The 20,176-nt window shown below is 52.1% G+C and carries 14 protein-coding genes; 12 read left to right on the forward strand and 2 right to left on the reverse strand.

The features are described from left to right. Positions 1-146: 146 nt before the first annotated feature. The 3 genes from EHSB41UT_RS11930 (at position 147) to EHSB41UT_RS11940 (ending at position 3,987) form a co-directional block, all read left to right on the forward strand. On the forward strand, positions 147-1,388 hold the full coding sequence (locus EHSB41UT_RS11930) for an OmpP1/FadL family transporter (protein ID WP_165767241.1): 1,242 nt from the start codon (positions 147-149) through the stop codon (positions 1,386-1,388). Positions 1,389-1,608: 220 nt separating this feature from the next. Then, positions 1,609-2,883 (forward strand): OmpP1/FadL family transporter, encoded by a 1,275-nt coding sequence (locus tag EHSB41UT_RS11935; RefSeq protein ID WP_087110089.1) that lies wholly within the window; start codon positions 1,609-1,611, stop codon positions 2,881-2,883. A 156-nt stretch (positions 2,884-3,039) separates the two neighbouring features. Continuing rightward, entirely contained in the window at positions 3,040-3,987 is a 948-nt protein-coding gene (locus EHSB41UT_RS11940; RefSeq protein ID WP_087110091.1) for a LysR family transcriptional regulator, read from the forward strand. Between the two features lie 88 nt (positions 3,988-4,075). Here the strand turns inward: EHSB41UT_RS11940 and EHSB41UT_RS11945 are convergent, their stop codons facing one another. Together EHSB41UT_RS11945 and EHSB41UT_RS11950 are read right to left on the reverse strand one after the other, a co-directional pair. Beyond that, the gene (locus EHSB41UT_RS11945) at positions 4,076-4,846 is read right to left on the reverse strand and encodes a class II glutamine amidotransferase (protein WP_087110093.1); all 771 of its coding nucleotides are present in this window, start codon (positions 4,844-4,846) and stop codon (positions 4,076-4,078) included. 19 nt (positions 4,847-4,865) lie between these two features. Beyond that, entirely contained in the window at positions 4,866-5,291 is a 426-nt protein-coding gene (locus tag EHSB41UT_RS11950; protein WP_087110095.1) for a hypothetical protein, read from the reverse strand. A 142-nt stretch (positions 5,292-5,433) separates the two neighbouring features. On the opposite strand from EHSB41UT_RS11950, the gene EHSB41UT_RS11955 reads away from it, so the two are divergent. From EHSB41UT_RS11955 to EHSB41UT_RS11995, 9 genes are all read left to right on the forward strand, one after another. Continuing rightward, a complete protein-coding gene (locus EHSB41UT_RS11955; RefSeq protein ID WP_165767242.1) occupies positions 5,434-7,497 on the forward strand; it encodes a S9 family peptidase in 2,064 nt (687 codons plus the stop codon). A gap of 93 nt (positions 7,498-7,590) precedes the next feature. Then, entirely contained in the window at positions 7,591-8,088 is a 498-nt protein-coding gene (locus EHSB41UT_RS11960) for a hypothetical protein (RefSeq protein WP_087110099.1), read from the forward strand. Positions 8,089-8,190: 102 nt separating this feature from the next. After that, on the forward strand, positions 8,191-8,886 hold the full coding sequence (locus EHSB41UT_RS11965) for a DUF599 domain-containing protein (RefSeq protein ID WP_087110101.1): 696 nt from the start codon (positions 8,191-8,193) through the stop codon (positions 8,884-8,886). A gap of 60 nt (positions 8,887-8,946) precedes the next feature. Continuing rightward, positions 8,947-9,453 (forward strand): PaaI family thioesterase, encoded by a 507-nt coding sequence (locus EHSB41UT_RS11970; protein WP_087110103.1) that lies wholly within the window; start codon positions 8,947-8,949, stop codon positions 9,451-9,453. Further along, positions 9,450-9,878, forward strand: a complete 429-nt coding sequence (locus tag EHSB41UT_RS11975; protein ID WP_087110105.1) for a PaaI family thioesterase — start codon at positions 9,450-9,452, stop codon at positions 9,876-9,878. Before EHSB41UT_RS11970 ends, EHSB41UT_RS11975 begins: the two co-directional genes overlap by 4 nt. Before the next feature lie 53 nt (positions 9,879-9,931). Continuing rightward, on the forward strand, positions 9,932-10,891 hold the full coding sequence (locus EHSB41UT_RS11980; RefSeq protein ID WP_165767243.1) for an AEC family transporter: 960 nt from the start codon (positions 9,932-9,934) through the stop codon (positions 10,889-10,891). Between the two features lie 136 nt (positions 10,892-11,027). After that, a complete protein-coding gene (gene htpG, locus EHSB41UT_RS11985) occupies positions 11,028-12,941 on the forward strand; it encodes a molecular chaperone HtpG (protein ID WP_087110109.1) in 1,914 nt (637 codons plus the stop codon). A gap of 236 nt (positions 12,942-13,177) precedes the next feature. After that, a complete protein-coding gene (locus EHSB41UT_RS11990; RefSeq protein ID WP_087110111.1) occupies positions 13,178-14,857 on the forward strand; it encodes a M4 family metallopeptidase in 1,680 nt (559 codons plus the stop codon). A gap of 19 nt (positions 14,858-14,876) precedes the next feature. Further along, the gene (locus EHSB41UT_RS11995) at positions 14,877-20,156 is read left to right on the forward strand and encodes a hypothetical protein (protein ID WP_087110113.1); all 5,280 of its coding nucleotides are present in this window, start codon (positions 14,877-14,879) and stop codon (positions 20,154-20,156) included. Positions 20,157-20,176: the final 20 nt, after the last annotated feature.

Here is a 20,176-nt window from a genome sequence, read left to right on the forward strand (position 1 = left end):
AGTCATTGGCATGACTTTGTAACTCTTTGTTACTTTTCGGCGCCGTAATAAGGCGTAAAAAATCCCGGATGGTTACAGAAGAAACCCTCCGCCAGGGACACCGCCACACACTTTCACTTCGCCAGAATTCAGAACAAGGATCATTCATGAGCCGTAACGGGACGATTAAGCTTTTCTCCCTCACAGCCCTTTGTGCTGCCATGCTGCCTACTATGCAGGCCAGCGCTGCCGGTTTCCAGGTTAACGAGCACAGTGCCGCAGGTTTGGGCCGTGCTTTTGCCGGTGAAGCAGCGATTGCTGAAGACGCTTCCGTATTGGCTCGTAACGTTGCTGCAATGTCGTTTGTTAAAGGTCCGATGTTTACTGGTGCGGTTAGCTATGTGAAGCCGGAAGTTGAGATTGAGGCTAAGAATGCCTTGGGTCAAACCTCTACTGATAAGGCTGTTGCTAACGAAGCTATGGTGCCGGTCTTTTATTATGTTCGTCCGGTTGATGACAAGCTGAGCTTTGGTGTAGGTGGTTTTACCAACTATGGTTTTACTACTAATTACAAAGATAACTCTGTCGTAACTATGTCAGGCAACTACTCCGAGGTTATCTCCTATAACTTTAATGCTAGTGTCGCCTACAAGTTGCAGGAAAACCTGAGTGTTGGCTTTGGCGCGAATGCCGTCCGTGCGGAAGGTCGTCTGCAAAGCTCCATGGGCAGCAATGATGCTCTGGATGTGGAAGGCGATGATTGGGGTTATGGCTGGAATGCCGGTATTTTCTGGGAGCCAGTATCCGGTACTCGTGTTGGTGCAAGTTATCGCTCTGAAGTAGAAATTGTGCTGGATGGTAAGGCCCATACTGATCTCGCCGGTTTAGGTGCACCATTCTCCTACTGGAACAGCACCGGTTCTGTCGACCTGACTCTTCCTGCCATTACTGAGATTTCTGTCTGGCAGCAAGTGAACGAGCGTCTGGCTGTACATGCCAGTTATATGAAAACACATTGGTCTTCTTTTGAAGAGATTCAGATCGATGTCGACAAAGCTCCGGCTGCTGCTCAGCCACCTGCACATGTTCAGGATTACAATGATGCATCCCGTTGGTCTGTAGGTGCGACTTATCTGTATAACGCTGATCTGTCTCTGCGTGCCGGCTATGCCTACGATAACAGTCCGGCAGGCAATGATCGTCGCAGCTTCCGTATTCCGGATACTGACCGTCAGTGGTTTACTCTGGGTGCAGGCTACAAACTGGATAACCAGCAGAGCATTGATTTTGGTTATGCCTTTATCAAAGCCAAGAAGGCCGAGATCCATGACGCGAAATATGGATTGAGCGGTGAAATCAAAAAAGGCGACGCTCATATTCTGAGTGTGCAGTACAACTACAGCTTCTGATAGTCGTTCATTTTCCAAGAAGGCCCGCGCAATGCGGGCCTTCTTATTTGTGCTGTGTTACTTGAATCTTTACAAAATCTTTAGATATGCGTTTTGTGTAAATTCACACCTCAAAGAAATCACTGGCCTGCATATCCGTGGCTTCATTAAAGTGCGTTCCAACAATCGGGCCCATAAATTGGCCTGTCATGATTTGTAAGCCAAACGGAACGAGTCGTACATGACAACACGCACATCACGGATTTTTACCCTTTCAGCACTTTTTGCAGCCATGATTCCTGCTATGCAGGCCAGCGCTGCCGGTTTCCAGGTGGCTGAACACAGTGCTGCCGGCCTGGGGCGTGCCTTTGCCGGTGAAGCCGCAGTGGCTAATGATGCTTCCGTGGTGGCTCGTAACCCGGCGGGTATGACACGTCTTGATTCCACCACCGTTACAGTGGTTGGTTCTTACATTGCACCAGAAGTAAAGCTTGAAAATAGTCAGGGATCTTCTGAAGGTTCCAAGAGTGTTGCGAATGAAGCTTTTGTCCCTGCAGCCTATGTAGTAATGCCTGTTGACGAAAAGCTTGCGGTAGGTTTCGGGGCTAATACTAACTTTGGTTTCACCACTAATGTAGGCAGTAACTCAACTCTGACGACAATGGCAGAGAAGAGTGAAATTATCTCTATGAACTTGAACGCCAGCATTGCCTATGAGTTCAATGATCGTTTGAGTGCAGGTTTTGGTTTGAATGCGGTTCACACCGAGGCAGCTTTGATTCGTGGCTTTGGCAGTGAGCCTGGCATGGGCCCTCTGGATCCTGTGCTTGCCAATCAGAGTGTTCTTGATATCGAAGGTGATGACTGGGGCTTTGGCTGGAATGCCGGTGTGCTGTTCAAGATGACACCATCGACTGATATTGGTTTCAGCTACCGTTCAGAAGTGAAACAGAAGCTGGAAGGGAAGTCTGAACCGACACTGGCGGCTATGAACCCTATGCCAGGTTTGGGCGATAAAATTCTTGTCGGCCCTGGCCATGTTGATCTGAATCTTCCTGCGATTGCAGAGTTGTCCGTTAATCATCAACTGACTGATAGCGTTTCTATTCAGGCAAGCTGGATGCGTACCTACTGGTCTAGTTTTGAAGAGATCAATATTGATCTTGACCACGATAAAGGCATTGTTGAACCTCAAAATTGGGAAGATGTTGATCGTATCTCTCTGGGGGCAACCTGGCAGTACAGCGACAAGCTGGCTCTGCGTACCGGTATTGCAAAAGATGAAAGCCCGGTACCAAATGCTGAGCATCGTTACTTCAGTATCCCGGATGGCGATCGTATGTGGTACACCGTTGGTGCAAGCTACATTATGGATGAGCACCACAGCGTAGACTTTGGTTACGCTTATCTGCAGGGTAATAGCGAAGATGTAACTCACTATACTGGTCAAGTGATTGGTGAAGTCGCTGAGTCTTCAGCTCATATCTTCTCTGCTCAGTACAACTACCGCTTCTAATTTAAGCGATCAGTTGATCTGATAGAAAGTCTATAGGGGTAATTCCCTACGGTTCAAAGCCCATCTCTCCGGTTAGGATAGATGGGCTTTGCCGTATGAAAATTTTGCAACTCTGACACGGCCAGGCAGGCTTAATACAAGTCCATGGAGCCGTGAATGAAACCCGATAGTCTTCGCCGTTATGATCTGAATCTGCTGGTGACCCTGCATGTCCTGCTGGATGAATGCAGTGTCAGCCGGGCGGCTGAACGCCTTTGCTTAAGCCAATCGGCCATCAGTCGTTCACTGGGGCGGTTGCGAGATATCTTTGATGACGAGCTGTTTGTCCGTCGTCCCCATGGCCTGCAGCCAACTTCTCGTGCTTTGGAGCTTCAGGCGGAACTGTCTGATGCTCTGGGTATGGTATCCCGGGTTGTAGCGACGCCGGATTTCGATCCGCAAACCTGTACCAAGGAATTTACCATCAGTGTGATGGAACATCTGGCCATGCAGATTATGCCGGGTCTGCTTGATCGGCTATGCCGGGAAGCTCCCCATGTGCGGATTCGTGTGCATCCCTGGTCGGAAACCAGTCTGAACGATATGGCTACCGGTAAGCTGGATCTCAGTATTAATATTATTCCCCTGAGCCGTTCAGATCTGCATAAACAGATTATTGCGCCGGTTGAGGGGGTGGTGCTGATGTCCCGTAATCATCCCTATGCCAGCCTGGATCAGCTGACCCGCTCCCAGTTTCTGTCCTATCCCCATGTCGGGCTGACTATTGCTGAATACGCGGAAAAACCGTTTGCAAGCCATGTGGCTATGCTGCTGGCAAATAGGGAAGTGATGCTTTCAACCTCTGATCCGCATCTGGCGTTTGAGATTGTCAGTCGTACCGATGCCATGATGGTGGGAACCATGTCCTTCGCTTCCAGCCTGATGGCTCGTTATAAGTTAACGGCTGTGGCTTTGCCGGAAGAGATGCGACAGCTTCGTTCCAATTATCAGATGACCTGGCATCGGTTAATGCACCGGGATTCAGCCCATATGTGGTTTAGAAACTTACTGTTGGATGAGTGCCATATGTTGCTGGAGCAGGAAGTTAAGCAGCAGGTCGCGTAAAGCGTTCAAGATACCCTGGTTACTACGCTCTGCGTGGTAACCGATTCAGCTCCCACGCAGAGCGCGGGAGCCAGCTTGCTAGTAAGATTTAAAGCTTTGCAGGTAAGCCTTTCTTAAACACCTGCATCTCCCCCGGCACCATAAACAACCACTCTTCGTTATCCGTCAGTGGCGCGGTGGCAATCACTGTCACTACATCATCCGGTGTCGTTTCCTGATGGAAGTCGATGGATACATCCGTGTCTTTTAATGAGGCAGTGGTAAACGGCGCTTTGCGGGTAATCCAGCACAGCTTGGTGGAGCAGTAGCAGACCAGCTCAAGCCCGTCGGTCAGCAGCATATTGAAGACGCCCATCTCTTTCAGCTCATCACAGAGGCTGCGAACAAAACGCCAGAGGGTTTCGCTGCGTTTGGGAGGCTTGGGATAGCGCTCCCGGATTTGATCCAGCAACCAGCAGAAAGCGTATTCGCTGTCGGTACTGCCGACGGGACGATAGAAGTTCAAAGGCTTCTTTTTAATACCTTTTAGCTGGCCATTATGGGCAAAGGTCCAGTAGCGTCCCCAGAGTTCTCTGGTAAACGGGTGGGTGTTTTCCAGACATACCCGGCCGGCATTGGCCTGGCGGATATGGCAGATGACCGTTTCGCTTTTAATCGGGTATTGCTGCACCAGTTCGGCAATCTGGGATTGATAGCCGGGAGCAGGGTCACGCAGATCCCGGATCCCTTTGCCTTCATAAAAGGTAATCCCCCAGCCATCACGGTGCGGGCCGGTAACGCCGCTGCGCTGGATCAGGCCGGTAAAACTGAACACGATATCGGTTGGGGTGTTGGCACTCATGCCTAGCAATTCACACATCAGCGGCTATTCCCACTACTTAGGATTCGAGACGTGGCTCGCGGCGTTCCGCCTGGCTGGCAGAGGCTTTGCTGGCACGGTCTGACTTGTTGTGTTCCTGGGCTTCGTCAGCCTGTTTGGCAGGACGTCGGAAAGAGCGACGGAAGAACAGCAGTTTAATGAGCAGGGCACCCGCCAGGGTTCCACCCAGAATCGTACCGTTCATTGCCAGACCTTCCGGCCCAGTGCTCAAAAATTCATAGGCAATGGCCAGCAGGCCCGGGCTCAGCCAGGTCATCTCCTGACTGGTAAAACCGGGTGTCAGTACCAGAACCGTGGCAATCAGCCGCAGCCAGCTGGCAAATGTAGGGTTCAGAGGACGGGTCATCCGCCACCAGACAAACAGGCAGCCGATTGCGGCAAGGATGTAAACAGACCAGGCGATCAGGTACTGGGTAAAAGTCATGTAACGGTTCTGCAGCCAAACGAAACAATATAGCGGATAAGTTTACTGTTTTTATCGCTGGGATGACATGCCACGATGTCGGTCGGCGTTCACCCTCTATATAATCGCTGCTTTCTTAACCGTATCCGGATTCTGCGCCTCTATGACTGTACCTGTTGTCCCGCTCTCTCCCCGTCCTCCCTTTGCCCCCAAAGAGCCCGTTGTTCGGGTGGATGAGCAGGGCCGGAGCCGCACTGATGATTATTTCTGGCTGGAAGACCGTGGCTCACAACAGGTGCAGGATTGGCTCGAGGCTGAGAATCGTTACACTGCGGAAGGGATGGCGGAGACCGAAGCACTGCAGAAAACCCTGTACCAGGAAATGAAAGCGCGGATGAAGGAGGATGATGAGTCTCTTCCTTATCAGTGGCGCGGTTATGAGTATTTCAGTCGTACCATCAAGGGCGAGGATTATGCCGTTCACTACCGACGTAAACTCAGTTCCGAGAACGTAGAGGTTCTTTTTGATGGCAACTTGCAGGCGGACGGACAGGATTATTTTGATCTGGGTGTACTGTCGGTCAGCCCTGACAATAATCTGCTGGGCTGGGCGGAAGACTTTGCCGGCGATGAAAGCTGGACGCTGTGCTTTCGTGATATTGAAACCAATAGGTTGCTGCCCGATACGCTGAAGGGCTGCTCGGCCAATATCGTCTGGGCCAGTGACAGCCGCTCTTTCTGGTATATCCGTCTGGATAAGAATTTCCGCCCGTGGCAGCTGTGTCACCATATGTTGGGGCAGGATGTCTCAACCGATCAGATATTGTTTGAAGAGCCGGATGAGCGCTTCTTCCTCTCTGTGTATCCGGATCGTACCGAGAGTTTTCTGCTGGTGGAGTCCGCCAGTACCGATACCACCGAATGTTATATCGGTTCGCTGGATAGTGCCGATGTTCCGCTGCAACTGATTCGTCCACGTCAGACCGGCCTGGAATACTACCCGGACTCCGATGGTCAGACTCTGTTTATCCGCACCAATGATACCGGCATTAATTACCGGCTGGTGACGGCGGACCCTCAGTCTCCTGCTGAATGGCACGAGCTTCTGGCACACCGCGAGCAAACCACACTTGGAGACTTTGAAATCTTCCCGGGCAAGCTGGTTTTGTTTGAACGGGAAACCGGTCTGGTGCAGGTGCGGCTGTTTGATCTGGCATCCCGCACAACCATCACCCTGGATTTTCCGGATGAAGCCTGGTCGGTGGGCGGCTGTGACAATGCCGAGTTTGAAGCCGGCTTCCTGCGTCTGGAATACGAATCCCTCAATCGTCCACCTTCAGTCTATGATGTATCGCTGGTAACCGGTGAACTGACTTTACGCCGACAGCAGGAGGTCTTGGGGGGCTTTGATCCTGAACGTTACCAGACTCGGCGATTAATGATTCCCAGCCATGATGGTATTGAGGTGCCGGTCAGTCTGGTCGGCCTGAAAGAAAGCTTTGATCAGCCTGCCGCCATGCTGCTCTATGGTTATGGCGCTTATGGTGCGAGTGAAGATCCTTACTTTGCCAAAGCCCGTTTGAATCTGCTGGATCGTGGCATGATTTTTGGTATTGCCCATGTGCGCGGTGGTGCTGATCTTGGGGAGGCCTGGTATCGGGATGGCCGCCGGTTAAGCAAAAAGAACAGCTTTGAAGATTTTGTTGCATGTTCCCGTTACTTGATTGAACAGGGTTATACCTCCTCTGATCGGCTGGTCATCTCTGGCGGCAGTGCCGGTGGTCTACTGATGGGAGCAGTGTTGAATCAGGCGCCTGAACTGTTTGCCGGTGCGGTGCTGGATGTCCCGTTTGTTGATGTGCTCAACAGTATGCTGAACCCCGATCTTCCGCTTACTGTCACCGAGTATGATGAGTGGGGCGATCCGGCCGAGGACGAGGTGTACAACTATATTGCCAGCTATTCGCCGATTGATAATATCCGCTCGGTCGATTATCCGCCTCAACTGGTGCTGGGCGGTTTTGAAGATCGCCGGGTGCAGTACTGGGAACCGGCCAAGTGGGTGGCAACCATGCGGGATCGTAAAACCGACAGCAGCCCGATCTACCTCAAGACCCATATGGGAGCAGGGCACTTTGGTGCCTCCGGCCGTTATGAGGCTATGAAAGAGGCTGCCTTTGAACAGGCCTTTATCCTGACTGTGGCCGGTCTTGGCCATTCTGGTTAGGGATTCTAACTATCCGGTTAGCTCCTGACACACTTGTCAGTGGTTTCCTGTCTAAACAGGCATCAAGGAAATTCACTGACAGGAGTTCAGATCATGGAAGCTATGCCAAGTATTATCCAGTTCAATGCAATTGCCGGTCCAGGCATCACTTCAGGGGCAACAAGGTATCAAGAGCTGCATGATGAAGTATATGGCTATATTGGCCGTTTTTATCATGACGAAGGGGCCTCGGAAGAAAACCGGGTTCGTTTCTGCGAGCGAAGTGTCAAGGTGATTGCTGACACGACTGGAGCCGGTCTTTTTGATAGCAAGAAAGTGGATTTTAAGGTTGTCAATAATGAAGGTGATGATCTTGATCTGTCCAGAAATATCAGCTACCGGCTTGCAGAGAATCAAACCGGCGAATATCGACTGACTGTTGCCGGGCAGTATATTGGCTCACTGAATCTGTGCACGACCTCAGTTAACGCGACCGGAATTGAGCCATTTCTGCTCAAGTCCGTGATTGTACATCTGCCATCCGCTGAAGCCGTGATGGAGCTTGATAAGGAGCCCCCATTGATCAGGGCGCGGACTAAGCGCGATAACTGATTGTGATGTTCTCAGCCTGATCACCAAATCACGATAGACTCTGGAAAAGAGGGCGCGGGTCCAGGGTTATGCTGATGCAGAGGATTTAAGGAGACACAGACCATGCACGGACTTGATGCCCTCGCGTTGGGCTGGATGTTGCTGATCTGGGTGGGTTATACCCTGATAGCAAATTATCTTGCCCGTTCCCATACCTGTCTGGCTTCGGTGTTGTTTCTCTACCGCAAACAATGGATGCTGAGCATGTTGCGCCGGGATAACCGGATTGCCGATGCCAGCTGTCTGGATCAGCTGCGCAGCAGTGTCAGTTTCTTTGCTTCCACCACCATTCTGATTATTGCCGGTCTGGCTACCGGCATGGCAGCATCGGAGCAGGGACTGGTGGTGCTCTCTTATTTGCCTCTGGCTGATACCAATACCCACGAAGTGTGGGAATATAAAATTCTCGCGATGACCGCCATTTTTATTTATGGATTTTTTGAATTCAGCTGGTCTCTCAGACTGTATAACTATTGTGCCGTTCTGATTGGCAGTGCGCCGCTGATTCGTCAGGCCCATGAGAATAAAGCCAGTGCCAATGCCTTCTCTGAAACCGCCGCAAGAAGTCTCTCCACCGCCGCCAAACATTTTAACTATGGTCTGCGCGCCTACTATTTTGGGCTGGCGACACTGGCCTGGTTTGTTTCGGTCTGGTGGTTCCTGTTGATGGCGACAGGTGTCGTTCTTTTGCTCTACCTACGCGAGTTTCATTCCCGGGTGTTAAAGACATTGGCTTATAGTTCCATGGAGGAAAGCTGAAGCGCCGGTAGCGGATGTGGTATAACGGAACACAGATTCAAAATAAATAATAAGGGTGTTATGGCAAATTCATCCCCTGATGATCAGAAAATTCTGATTATGGCTCAGCAATTCCTGAAGGCGATTCCCCATTGCCACAAGCTGGGTATGACTATTGTTTCCGCTGACAGCACCGGTGTGGTGGTTGAACTGCCCTGGAGCGAAGACATTGTCGGTAATCCGGAAACCGGTGTGATTCATTCCGGTGTGGTCACCACGCTGATGGATTCTGCCTGTGGCATTTCGACGGTCACAGCGTTACCGGAACCGGAGATGTGTCCGACCCTTGATCTGCGTATTGACCATATGGGCAAGCCGGAACCCGGACGTCCTCTTTATGCGTCCGTGGCTCCCTATCGTGTCACCAGTAATATTATTTTTACCCGTGGCACCGCCTGGCAAAACAGTCCTGATGAACCGATTGCTCACTGCGTGGGTACCTTTATGCGGCTGGGGAAAATGTTTGGTCCCAAGGGGAAGGTCAGTCAGCCAAAGTCGAAGTCAGAGCCGGGAGACAGCGCATCATGAGTCTGGAACAGGAATTGAAATTGGCCCGGGAAAGTGGGCAACTGGATGCGCTGATTAATACCATTCCCTATGCTCGAATGATCGGAGTCAAAGGTCAGCTGGTTGGTGATGAAGCGTTATTCCTGTTGCCAGCCAATAAAGATAATATTGGCAACCCCATTCTGCCGGCCATTCATGGCGGGGTGATTGGCGGGTTTATGGAAACGGCCGCTGCCATTCATCTGATGCTGTTTATGGATCAGCCGAAAGTGCCTGCTATCATTGATTTTTCACTGGATTATCTGCGCAGCGCCCAGCTGAAGGATACCTTTGCCGAGTGTCGCCTGCATCGACAGGGGCGCAGAGTGGCGAATGTTTCCATTACCGCCTGGCAGTCCCATCGGGATGTGCCGGTTGCCACGGGCCGGGTGCATTTTCGTATTTAATTTAACGGAGCCCGGCTCTTCCTCTGAGTCGGGTAATGACTGGAGCGTCATACGTGTCTGCGGGTATTGAAGCTGTTGCCATCCTGTTCTTTTATATCGCTTTGGGCTGGATCGGCAGCCGGACCCTGATCAATCAGGAGCTGATGCCGGGACTGAACCGGTTTGTCTATTACTTTGCTGTCCCGGCCCTATTGTTCCAGTCAGCACGACAGATCTCTCCGGAAGAACTTTGGAAGCCTCTGCCCATTGGTGCCTTGATGGTCGGTATTGTGCTGACTGCCATGGTGACTGTGGTGACCAGTTGGAGTGTGTTTAAAACTCGTCAGGGTGATCAACTGGTTATCCGGCAGCTGCTGACGACTTTCTCCAACTATGCCTATATGGGCATTCCGGTGGTTACTGCGTTCGTCGGTGATGCAGGCTTTCTGGCCATGATCACTATTATCCTGATCACCAATCTGGTGTTGATCGGTTCTGCGCAGATTCTGCTGCAGACCTTTCAGCGGGATCGCAGCCAGAGTCTTTCTGTCGGGCGACAGATCGCCGGTGTTGTTCAGCAATCCTTGCTGAAAAGTCCGGTGTTCCTGTCATCCGTTATCGGTTTGTTGTTCTCTGCCGGTGATCTGGCTTTGCCGGGTGTGCTTGAGAAAGGCCTGAATGCAATTGGCAGCACCACGGTTCCTCTGGCTCTGTTTTGTCTGGGTGCGGCACTGCAGTTTCGTCAGTCCGGCAGTTCCGTGCTGGAGTTGATTACGCTGATTGCCTTCAAGCTATTCCTTCATCCTTCGCTGACGGTGCTGGCGATTGTTCTTTTAGGCGTCAGTGATCCGATCTGGATAACGGTTCTGATTCTGATGTCGGCCTTGCCAACCGGTGCACTTGCCCATGTGGTAGCCCAGCACCATAAGGTTTATGCCAATGAGACCTCTTTGGTGATTACGGTGACAACGCTGTTATCACTGCTGACCCTGCCGGTCTGGGTACAGATTGCACAGGCTTTTGTCGCGCCTTGAGTCAGGAAAATGATTTCAGCCCTTGAAATCATTTTGCCCCGTCCCCATCTTCTGAATACAACATTTCTGGTGCCCGAAGCCGAAAGGTTTCGGGCCGTTAATTTCAGCCAGGTTTTCCTAGAGGATTGGTAGACGTATGACGACTGAGATCACCAAAGAAACAATGGGTTTCCAGACCGAAGTGAAGCAGCTGCTGCACCTGATGATTCACTCGCTCTATTCCCATCCTGAAATCTTCCTGCGTGAGCTGATCTCTAACGCCAGCGACGCCGCTGACAAGCTGCGCTATGCCGCGCTGAGCGATTCCACCCTGCTGGGCAGTGACCCGAATCTTGAAATCCGCGTGGGTTTCGATGAAGACAACCGTACCGTGACCATTACCGATAACGGTATCGGTATGGATCGTGACGATATGATTGCCAACCTGGGCACTATCGCCAAATCCGGCACCTCCGAGTTCCTGAAGAACATGACCGGTGACCAGCAGAAGGATTCCCAGCTGATCGGTAAGTTCGGTGTGGGCTTTTACTCCGCCTTTATCGTTGCCGACAAGGTCCGGGTTGAATCCCTGAAGGCTGGTGAAACGCAGGCTGTGTCCTGGGAATCTGATGGTTCCGGTGAATTCACCATTGAACCTGCCGAGAAAAGCACCCGTGGTACCCGTATCACTCTGTTCCTTAAGGATGATCAGAAGAAGTTCGCTAACGGTTGGGAACTGCGTTCCATTATCCGCAAGTACTCTGACCATATCTCTATTCCGATCCTGATGGAAAAGAATGAGATGCCGTCCGAAGACGAAGAGAACAAGGATGAGAAGAAAGCGCCAGAGTGGGAAACGGTTAATACCGCCAAGGCTCTGTGGACCCGCAGCCGTAGCGACATCTCCGACGACGAATACAAAGAGTTCTACCACCATATCAGCCACGATTACTCTGATCCGCTGAAGTGGAGTCACAATGCCGTGGAAGGCAAGCTGGAATACACCAGTCTGCTGTATATCCCGTCCAAGGCGCCAATGGACCTGTACAACCGTGAGATGGACCGTGGTCTGAAGCTGTTTGTTCAGCGCGTATTTATCATGGATAAGGCCGAAGAGTTCCTGCCGCTCTACCTGCGCTTTATCAAGGGTGTGCTGGATACCAACGATCTGTCTCTGAACGTTTCCCGTGAAATCTTGCAGAAAGACCCGCAGGTCGACAGCATGCGTACTGCGCTGACCAAGCGTGTACTGGATATGCTGTCCAAGATGGCCAAGAACGATCCTGAACAGTATCAGTCCTTCTGGAAAGAGTTCGGTCAGGTTCTGAAGGAAGGTCCGGGTGAAGACTTCGCCAACCGCGAGAAAATCGCCAAGCTGCTGCGCTTCTCCAGCACTGAAGACGCCAAGTCTGAGCAGACCGTTTCCTTGGAAGACTATGTCTCCCGTATGCAGGAAGGTCAGGACAAAATCTACTACGTGGCCGCCGAAAGCTTCAATGCCGCCAAGAGCTCTCCGCACCTGGAAGTGTTCCGCAAGAAGGGCATTGAAGTGTTGCTGATGTGCGACCGTATCGATGAGTGGCTGATGGCTCACCTCAACGAGTTCGACGGCAAGCAGTTTGAAGATGTGGCTCGCGGTGACCTTGATCTGGGCAAGATGGACTCTGAAGAGGACAAGAAAGCCCACGAGGAAGTTGAGAAGAAGAGCGAAGATCTGGTTAAACGTGTTCAGGACGTGCTGTCCGAGCAGGTGGAATCTGTACGTGTCACCCATCGTCTGACCGAATCTCCAGCCTGTCTGGTGGTTGGCGCCAACGATATGGGTGCCCAGATGCGTCGGATTATGGAAGCCGCTGGTCAGGCCGTGCCGGATTCCAAGCCGATCTTCGAGATCAACCCTGAGCATCCGCTGATCACCCGTCTGGATCAGGAGCAGGACGAAGACCGTTTTGCTGAACTGACCAAGGTGCTTCTGGATCAGGCTCGTCTGGCTGAAGGCGGCCAGCTGGATGATCCGGGTGCCTACGTTCAGCGCCTGAACAAGCTGCTGATGGAGCTGTCCGGCAACTGAATCTCGCAAATGAGATTGTCAGAGCATTGACCCTCTGATCACAAGCGCCGCCTCGGGATGAATCCTGCAGGCGGCGTTTTTCTATACGGGTTTTGTCTTCAAGCCGTCGTCTATGAGGCGGTTGTTACCCGATCGGCGGTTTTCTGCCACATCCTCTCCCCATACCCTCCCGAAACCCGACCTGCTGCCTATAACTAATCAAAGGTATGCCTTAAAAACAGGGATGGTTTCTGGTTATGTCTGCGCGCGCACGTCTCCGCTCTCTCTTCTCGAATCTCGGCTCATGGTTGTTTCTAGTTCCTTTTCTTGCTGCCGGTCCGGCCTCGGCACTGGACGACGGCATGCTCACCGATGTGAAAGTTGATGAGCTGAAGCAGTTTGTGCTGGTGGATGACACCACTGAAGATCTGGACAGTGATGATTTTGATCACAGTCTGGTGCAGAGCCGGACGTTTATGCTCGATAACCGACGTTATGTTCGTTATCAGCAGTTCTATCAGGGACTGGAAGTGGTTGGTCGTAGTGTGGTCGGTCAGTACGGCAAGGATGCCGGCCGCTGGCAGCATGCCATGGGGCGCTTTCACGGCAAGCTGGCCCAGGATCTGGATGTGCCGGTCTACAGCCAGTATCTGACCGATGAGTTTCGGGCCAATATCAGTGACTATGCCCAGCAGGATTTTGATACCCGCATGGGTATTACCGGCCAGGTGTCCAAAGTTGATAGCCAGCCGGTGATCTGGATCAAGCTGGATAAGGAGCCGGTGGTGGCTTACAAGGTCAGTTTTCGGGTGCAGCCGGAAGGCGGACGGGTCAGCTGGCCCCATTATCTGATTGCTGCTGAAGACAACAGCATTATCGATTTCTGGGACAACGTGCAGGCGTTGTATACCGATCAGGCGCCCGGTGGTAACGGCAAAACCGGTCAATACTCCTTTGGAGCTGCCAATATGCCCAGCTTCTCGGTATCCCAGCAGGGTAATACCTGCCTGCTTGGAAATACGCTGGTGAAGGTCGTCTCCCTGAACAATGGCTGGTGGGTCGATAATAACCCCGCTCCGTACAGTTATGACTGTGATGCCAATTCCGGGGATCCGGCTAATGGTGCCTGGTCACCGGAGAATGATGCCTATGTATTCTCCAATCTGGTCGTGTCCATGTTCCAGAACTGGTACAACACGCCTGTGCTGGCTCAATCCAACGGTACAGCCAAACAATTACTGGTTCTGGTGAATGTTGGCCAGAACTATGAGAACGCCTTCTGGGATGGGACCTATCTGGCTTTTGGTGATGGGGCCAACAGTTACTATCCGCTGGTCTCGGTTTCGCTGGTCGGCCATGAACTAAGCCATGCCTTTACCGACAGTCATTCCGATCTGCTCTACGCCAATCAATCTGGTGCTATCAATGAAGCCTTCTCGGATATGGCGGCCATAGCCGCCGAGTACTACCTGAAGGCATTTAATGCCGAATCCTATGAAACCATTATTGGTACCAGTGGTATTGACTGGAATTTTGGTGACCGCATTGCCAAAGGCAATTTTGCCATGCGCTCTTTGATAAACCCGTCTGCCTACAGTTCAGCTGAATGCGAAAGTCAGGTGTCCGGCTGTGAATGGACCTGGCAGCAGATGCTGAAAGCCGCCGATCAGATTCCGCTGGCCAGCCGTCAGAGCTATATCGTGCATAAGGGCAGCGGCGTGATGAACCGGGCCTTTGTGAAAATTGTGCAGGCCTTGAATGGTGATGTTCGTCGCGCTTTCGCTCTAATGGTACGGGCCAATATGTTGTATTGGACGTCCACCGCTACCTTTGCCGAGGCCGCTTGTGGCGTGAAGCAGGCCGCACAGGTTGATGGTGTGAATACCAGTATTGTTCAAACCGCATTCCAGCAGGTCGGAGTGACTCCGGGCTGCTGATCAGGGAAGGAGAGCCACCATGGATGGATTAAACCCACGGGTTTTGGAGAGTATCCAGCAGCTTAAGCCATCAGGCAGTCCTTCTCAGGAGAGGGATGGACAAGGGCAGGGACGTCGTATCTCCCGCGTCAGCCCGAATGCCCGTTTGAGTCTGCAGCGTATGAGTGAGCTGGTGGCAGCCGGTAATCGTGAGCTGAAAATCCAGGATATGGATGTTCAGGGGCTGAACAGTGTTGATCCGATCCTTCTAAAACAGAATTTAAAAACCTCTCCGGCTGTGGTTGCACAGGAGCTGCGGGAAGAAGCCAAGGGTGTCGTCAGGGCTCTGGAAAAGGATAGACAGATTGCCTTTGATGAAATCCGGCAGACGCTAAGTGAATTTGTATCGGGTATGAACCGCAAAGTTGTTTTTGGGGATTATAGCCATGATACCAAGCGTAAAATCATCGATTATGTTGAAGGGCAGCTAAAGGAAACGCCGGTTGATGAGCATGAAGTTGGGGGCACCAAATGGTTGAATGCGTTTAACTTCCAAAACAGTTTTGATGGCTTTCGCGACCAGGTTCGTGGAACTGCGGATAAAACTCCTCCCCGTGCTCAGACTCCCCCCAAAGCCGTGCAGACCGCCCCGCAACCCGCCGTTAGAAAAGCGCCCCATTTACGTCTGCGTCTTGAGACGTCTTACGACAGTGTGACCAAAGATTTCAAAGCGGCACTGGAAGCTGAGCTGCAACGACCGGACTCCCCTGTCGTTGCAGCTGCCGATCAGGCGCAAGTTGCGGCCTGTACCAAGGTTCGTGAGTACCTTGAGAGTGATAAATATTCCGATGCGGATAAGAACAAACTGTTCAAAAAGATTCAGGCTGACTTCCTCGGCAAGCTTGGGCATTTGGATTACAACCGCCAGCTCAAGCTCCTGCCCATGGGAGAATTGATTCAGCAAGCGATCGACCAGACAGTGGTGATTGAGTCCGTTGTTAAAGACACAGGGCGCAAAGATCCGACGACTCAGGAACTACCACCGCCACCGGTTCCGAAAAAACGTCGTCCTCGTAGTGATGCTATTCAACTGGATGGTGGTCGCCCCAAACCGTCGCAGCCAGCTGATCCTCTGGAAAGACAGTGGCAGGGAATTGCTGATGGGTTGGTCAGTGGTAAGTACGATGAAGCGGAGATCTGGAACTGGTGCACCCAGCTGCGAGAGAGACTGATTGATGCCTCGGTCGACATGAATCAAAGAAAGGCCATGATCGATCGCTATGAGCAGAAAGTGGTTACGGTTCTCGGCAGCTACCATGCTGCCCATGATGACATTATCTATGGGGTTATGGATAACCTGAACAATTATCGCCGGGTTATGGAAGCGCAGTCCCAGGTTCCTGTGCGGAATGTGCAGGAGCGTCAGGAGGCTGATGCCGCTCAAACCTTGGCCACGGCTCTGGTCAAAGATCTGCAAATGCACAGGCCTCTGGATCAGGTTGAACAGAATTTCTTCCGGAGAATGCAGGGCACGCTGGGACGCCTGGATAAACAGGAGCAATCAGCCTTTCTGCTCAATCTTAGGGGAAAAGTCGGGGAAGAGGTTCAGCAGTATAACAGCCGCTCACGAGAAGCCGGACTGCTGATGAAACTGCGCTTTAAAGTCGAAGCAGAACTTCAGATACTGGGTTCTGAAAACAGGGCATTACAAAATCCTTCAACACAGGTCATGGATTCCCTGCGTTCTCAGAGGCCGGTTTCGCCTCCCCCTCTGGTGCGGGGCGGAATGGTTGTTGCTCCTACAGAGCAATTACATGATGCCAGCCAGGTCGGGATGTCATTACGACAGACCCGCCCTGCAACAGGGATGACTTCCGACCCAGAAGCGTCACTTCTACAGATGGCACGATCCACCAAAACCAGCCCCACAGAAAGCGTAGCCAGTCAGGTGCGGGTTGAAGTGCAGGTGCAGAGTCACTACCGGGAAATGATGGCGCTGGTTTCAGTTTTGAAGCCGATTGTGAATCCACAGTTTGATCTGACGGATACAGACTGGGCTGCGTTGATCAATGAAGGCGTTATCTACAAGGAGAATCTACACACCTTCAAAAACGCGCTGCGTAATCGCGATCATCAGGGTATCCTGAATTATATCCAGCAGAACCTGCCACGCTGCCGTGGTGCGGCTGTTAACCGGAATCGTGATGAGCTGCAGACATTATTATCTGCAACGACAAACGCATCCAATCTCCGCATTCAACGGGTGCCGGAAGATGGTAATGCCTTCTATACGGTGGCCGCTTCCCACTTTGGAACCAAAAGTTCTGAAGATGTTCGTCTGGATTTGGAGCGATATATCCAGACGCGGCTGGACAACCCGGGCTATGACCCGGAATTTAATGCGCTGTTGGATAGTGACCCGCAAAAATATCCTTCAAGAAGAGAGCTGAGAGAGGCCTGCGCGAGCCATAGGATTTCGACACCGGTCAAGGCCGGCCGCAGAGAAACCAAAGATCAGGCAAACCCGACCTATCTCTCTGCACTGGCAAGGATGACCAATTGCCCGGTGACCTGTATCTATTGCGATCACGGGGAGCTGTTTGTTTATGCCTATGATCAGAACGGGCGTGCCTGCAGTTATCAGGAAGCGGCAGACAATAAGCCGCTGGAATTTCTTTACGATCCCAATACTGGCCATTTTGATAGTGTAACCCGGGCCCAGCCACAGCCGGATCCTGTTGCATCTCCGCAGTCTCTGCCCCATGAAACAGGCGCATCGCTGTCTTATCGGCCCGAACAGCAGGATGACAGTCTGGGCAGTAATCCGTACTCGTCTTTGAAAATCAAATCCCGACCGCTGGAAGAAAGGGAGTTGTCGTCTTTGGAGCGCGGGATCGAAATCGATCAGGGTGTAGACGACGATATGATGATGTCGTTGAGCCCGGCCATGTTGAGTCAGGCTCTCAAGAGTGGTCGCACCCTGGATGATGTTTGGGGGGAACTACAGGCAAACGGGCTGGCGACACATGAGAATATGAAATGGCTGCGGGAAACCTTCGGTGATGCTGTCGTCTGCAAAAAGGATTTTATGCCGGCACTGCTGGCGTTTACCCAGCTGACCAAGTGGTCGCAAAAGCTGTATGAAATTAATGCTCTGGGTAAGGTGCAGCCGTTTGCCTATGGCGAGTTCAAGGCCTTCTATAACGCAGGTTTAATGACCCCGCAATGGATCCAGAAGATCAACGGCATGGGGCAGGATGCCGATCGCGATACCAGACTGGTGTTGGATCTCGATCGCGAACTTTTGGAAGTGCAGATGCAAAAGGATAAACGCCTGCAGGAGGCTGGTCTAAGCAATCAGGGTGTCTGGATGGCACAGCTGGGCAATACCTGCTGGATTAACTCCTCTCTGCAGATGATGCTGACCATGCTTGGGCCAGATGATATCGCCTTCCTCAAACAGAAAATGGATGAATATCCTCACGATTCGATCAAAGAACTGGCGAAGTCTGTGATTGGTTTATGTGAGGCCGGCCATATGGTGAAGGCCGGTAAGGCAGAGCCATCCTGCATGGTGGGGCATCAGAAGCGCTTTATGGATGCCTGCCATGGTGTTGCCAAAAGCTTTGATTATCACTTTACCGGCATGGAGCTGCTGGATCTGTTTGCCCAGGGCCCTCACAGCGGTCGGGAAGATGACCCGGCGGCGTTAATGGGTGGGGTGATGGAAGCCCTTCAGCTAAGCAGTCATCCGCGGATGGGGCTGAGTCAGAGCCGTATGAAGACCACTGTGTGTGGCAACAATAAGGCTGCCACGGTGATTACCGGCACCCCGGATCCCCAGAATATGATCCAGGTGCCGGTTCCGGCCAAAGCGCATGGCTTAAGCATGCTGGCAGATGCGATTGATGATCAGGCGATTCAGCGCCTGAAAGCCATGCGTTATGCTACGCACGAACAGGCGAAGTTGCGGGATGACTTCCTGAAATTTATTAAAGTCCACCGTGCCCAGAAAACCGATAACGTCGATGATGCTGAAGGTGAGACCCGTGCCGCTGCGGGAGAACTATGGCGTGATATCCGCCAGCTCTACAACGGCGTAAGCCGGATGGATGCCTTGATTGTCGGGGCGCAGGGGCAACTGGTGACCGACTGCATTCAGTATGAAAACAAGGGCACCATTCCGGCAGGTAGTCGAATTCCTGATATAGGTTCTGCCGCAACCGGGTTTGATTATCAGCCTCCCAATAATGGCCGTGGTCGCTACGATGGTGTGGTGAGTCAGGATCCATCAGATGGCAGTGTTTATATCGCTTATAAAGAACTGCACACACTGAGTGAAGAACAGGCCAAAGTCCTGGGCACCAAACAGGTGCTGGACCTGACCTGTCGTGGTGTTGCCATCGTCGATGAGCAGGGGCGTTTAACCCGGCCCTGCTTGGATCGGATTATGGAACTCGACAGTACCTACAAACCCAATCCCGATGTCAAACTGCCAACCGGCCAATTGATGCTCGATACCATGGGCCGGACGGTCGGTGAGCTACCTGGCTTACCGGCCGGTACCAAGATACTGGATCCGGATCTTAAGAATGCTATCCGCTATCGTGGGCTGGAAGGACTGGATGAAGGTGAACAGGTTGCGCTGGCCAACAGTGTCGCCATCATGCTCGGGATCAATGTTCCCCGTGAGCAGCTGCAGCAACAACAGATAACCATGAGGCAGTGCCTGAATGGTTTGAATAAAGTTGAACATGGTGAATTGGACTGGAACCGGGATGAATTGGAGTCGGCGGAGGTTGATTTTCAGGATATGCCGGTGGAGCTCGCAAGGGATAAGCCCGCCAAAGAACGTGGACCGGGTGAAAAAGCGATTGAAGTGCGCCGTCCAACCCGCACCCAGCAGGTGTTCCGCGCCGACAAGGATCAGTTCAAGAAATTTACCCTGCAGTTTGCCTTGTTTGATTCCCGGAATGGGCAGGCGGTCAAGCGGGGAAGTGATGCATTGGATGCTTTCCGCAACGGCGGTAATAAGATCACCTTGCCTATGTACGATACCAAAACCGGTGAGCGATTTGAGATGCAGGCCCGGCTGAGTTCTGTGATCTGCCACCATGGGAATACAGCAAATTCCGGACACTATATCAATTTAACTATTGATGAGAAGGGGCAGGTGACCGTGCAGGATGACACCCTCAATCTTCCCCTTAATGAGTATGCGAAACTGCGTGGCTACCGAAAACCGGTGCGGAATGTGGATGAGTTCCTGAATATCAGTGGCTTTACCCCTTATATGGGTTACTACCACAAGGTGTCTTAAACGGAGAGGCTTCGGCCATA

The organism is Parendozoicomonas haliclonae (assembly GCF_900174585.1).
Taxonomy (GTDB): Bacteria; Pseudomonadota; Gammaproteobacteria; order Pseudomonadales; family Endozoicomonadaceae; genus Sansalvadorimonas; species Sansalvadorimonas haliclonae.

What these genes read in the sequence shown, in the direction of transcription:
- EHSB41UT_RS11945 (WP_087110093.1), bottom strand. Translation starts at nt 4,846, where the DNA reads ATGTGTGAATTGCTAGGCATGAGTGCCAACACCCCAACCGATATCGTG.
- EHSB41UT_RS11995 (WP_087110113.1), top strand. Translation starts at nt 14,877, where the DNA reads ATGGATGGATTAAACCCACGGGTTTTGGAGAGTATCCAGCAGCTTAAG.
- EHSB41UT_RS11950 (WP_087110095.1), bottom strand. Translation starts at nt 5,291, where the DNA reads ATGACTTTTACCCAGTACCTGATCGCCTGGTCTGTTTACATCCTTGCC.
- EHSB41UT_RS11990 (WP_087110111.1), top strand. Translation starts at nt 13,178, where the DNA reads ATGTCTGCGCGCGCACGTCTCCGCTCTCTCTTCTCGAATCTCGGCTCA.
- EHSB41UT_RS11975 (WP_087110105.1), top strand. Translation starts at nt 9,450, where the DNA reads ATGAGTCTGGAACAGGAATTGAAATTGGCCCGGGAAAGTGGGCAACTG.
- EHSB41UT_RS11955 (WP_165767242.1), top strand. Translation starts at nt 5,434, where the DNA reads ATGACTGTACCTGTTGTCCCGCTCTCTCCCCGTCCTCCCTTTGCCCCC.
- EHSB41UT_RS11965 (WP_087110101.1), top strand. Translation starts at nt 8,191, where the DNA reads ATGCACGGACTTGATGCCCTCGCGTTGGGCTGGATGTTGCTGATCTGG.
- EHSB41UT_RS11930 (WP_165767241.1), top strand. Translation starts at nt 147, where the DNA reads ATGAGCCGTAACGGGACGATTAAGCTTTTCTCCCTCACAGCCCTTTGT.
- EHSB41UT_RS11935 (WP_087110089.1), top strand. Translation starts at nt 1,609, where the DNA reads ATGACAACACGCACATCACGGATTTTTACCCTTTCAGCACTTTTTGCA.
- EHSB41UT_RS11940 (WP_087110091.1), top strand. Translation starts at nt 3,040, where the DNA reads ATGAAACCCGATAGTCTTCGCCGTTATGATCTGAATCTGCTGGTGACC.
- htpG (WP_087110109.1), top strand. Translation starts at nt 11,028, where the DNA reads ATGACGACTGAGATCACCAAAGAAACAATGGGTTTCCAGACCGAAGTG.
- EHSB41UT_RS11960 (WP_087110099.1), top strand. Translation starts at nt 7,591, where the DNA reads ATGGAAGCTATGCCAAGTATTATCCAGTTCAATGCAATTGCCGGTCCA.
- EHSB41UT_RS11970 (WP_087110103.1), top strand. Translation starts at nt 8,947, where the DNA reads ATGGCAAATTCATCCCCTGATGATCAGAAAATTCTGATTATGGCTCAG.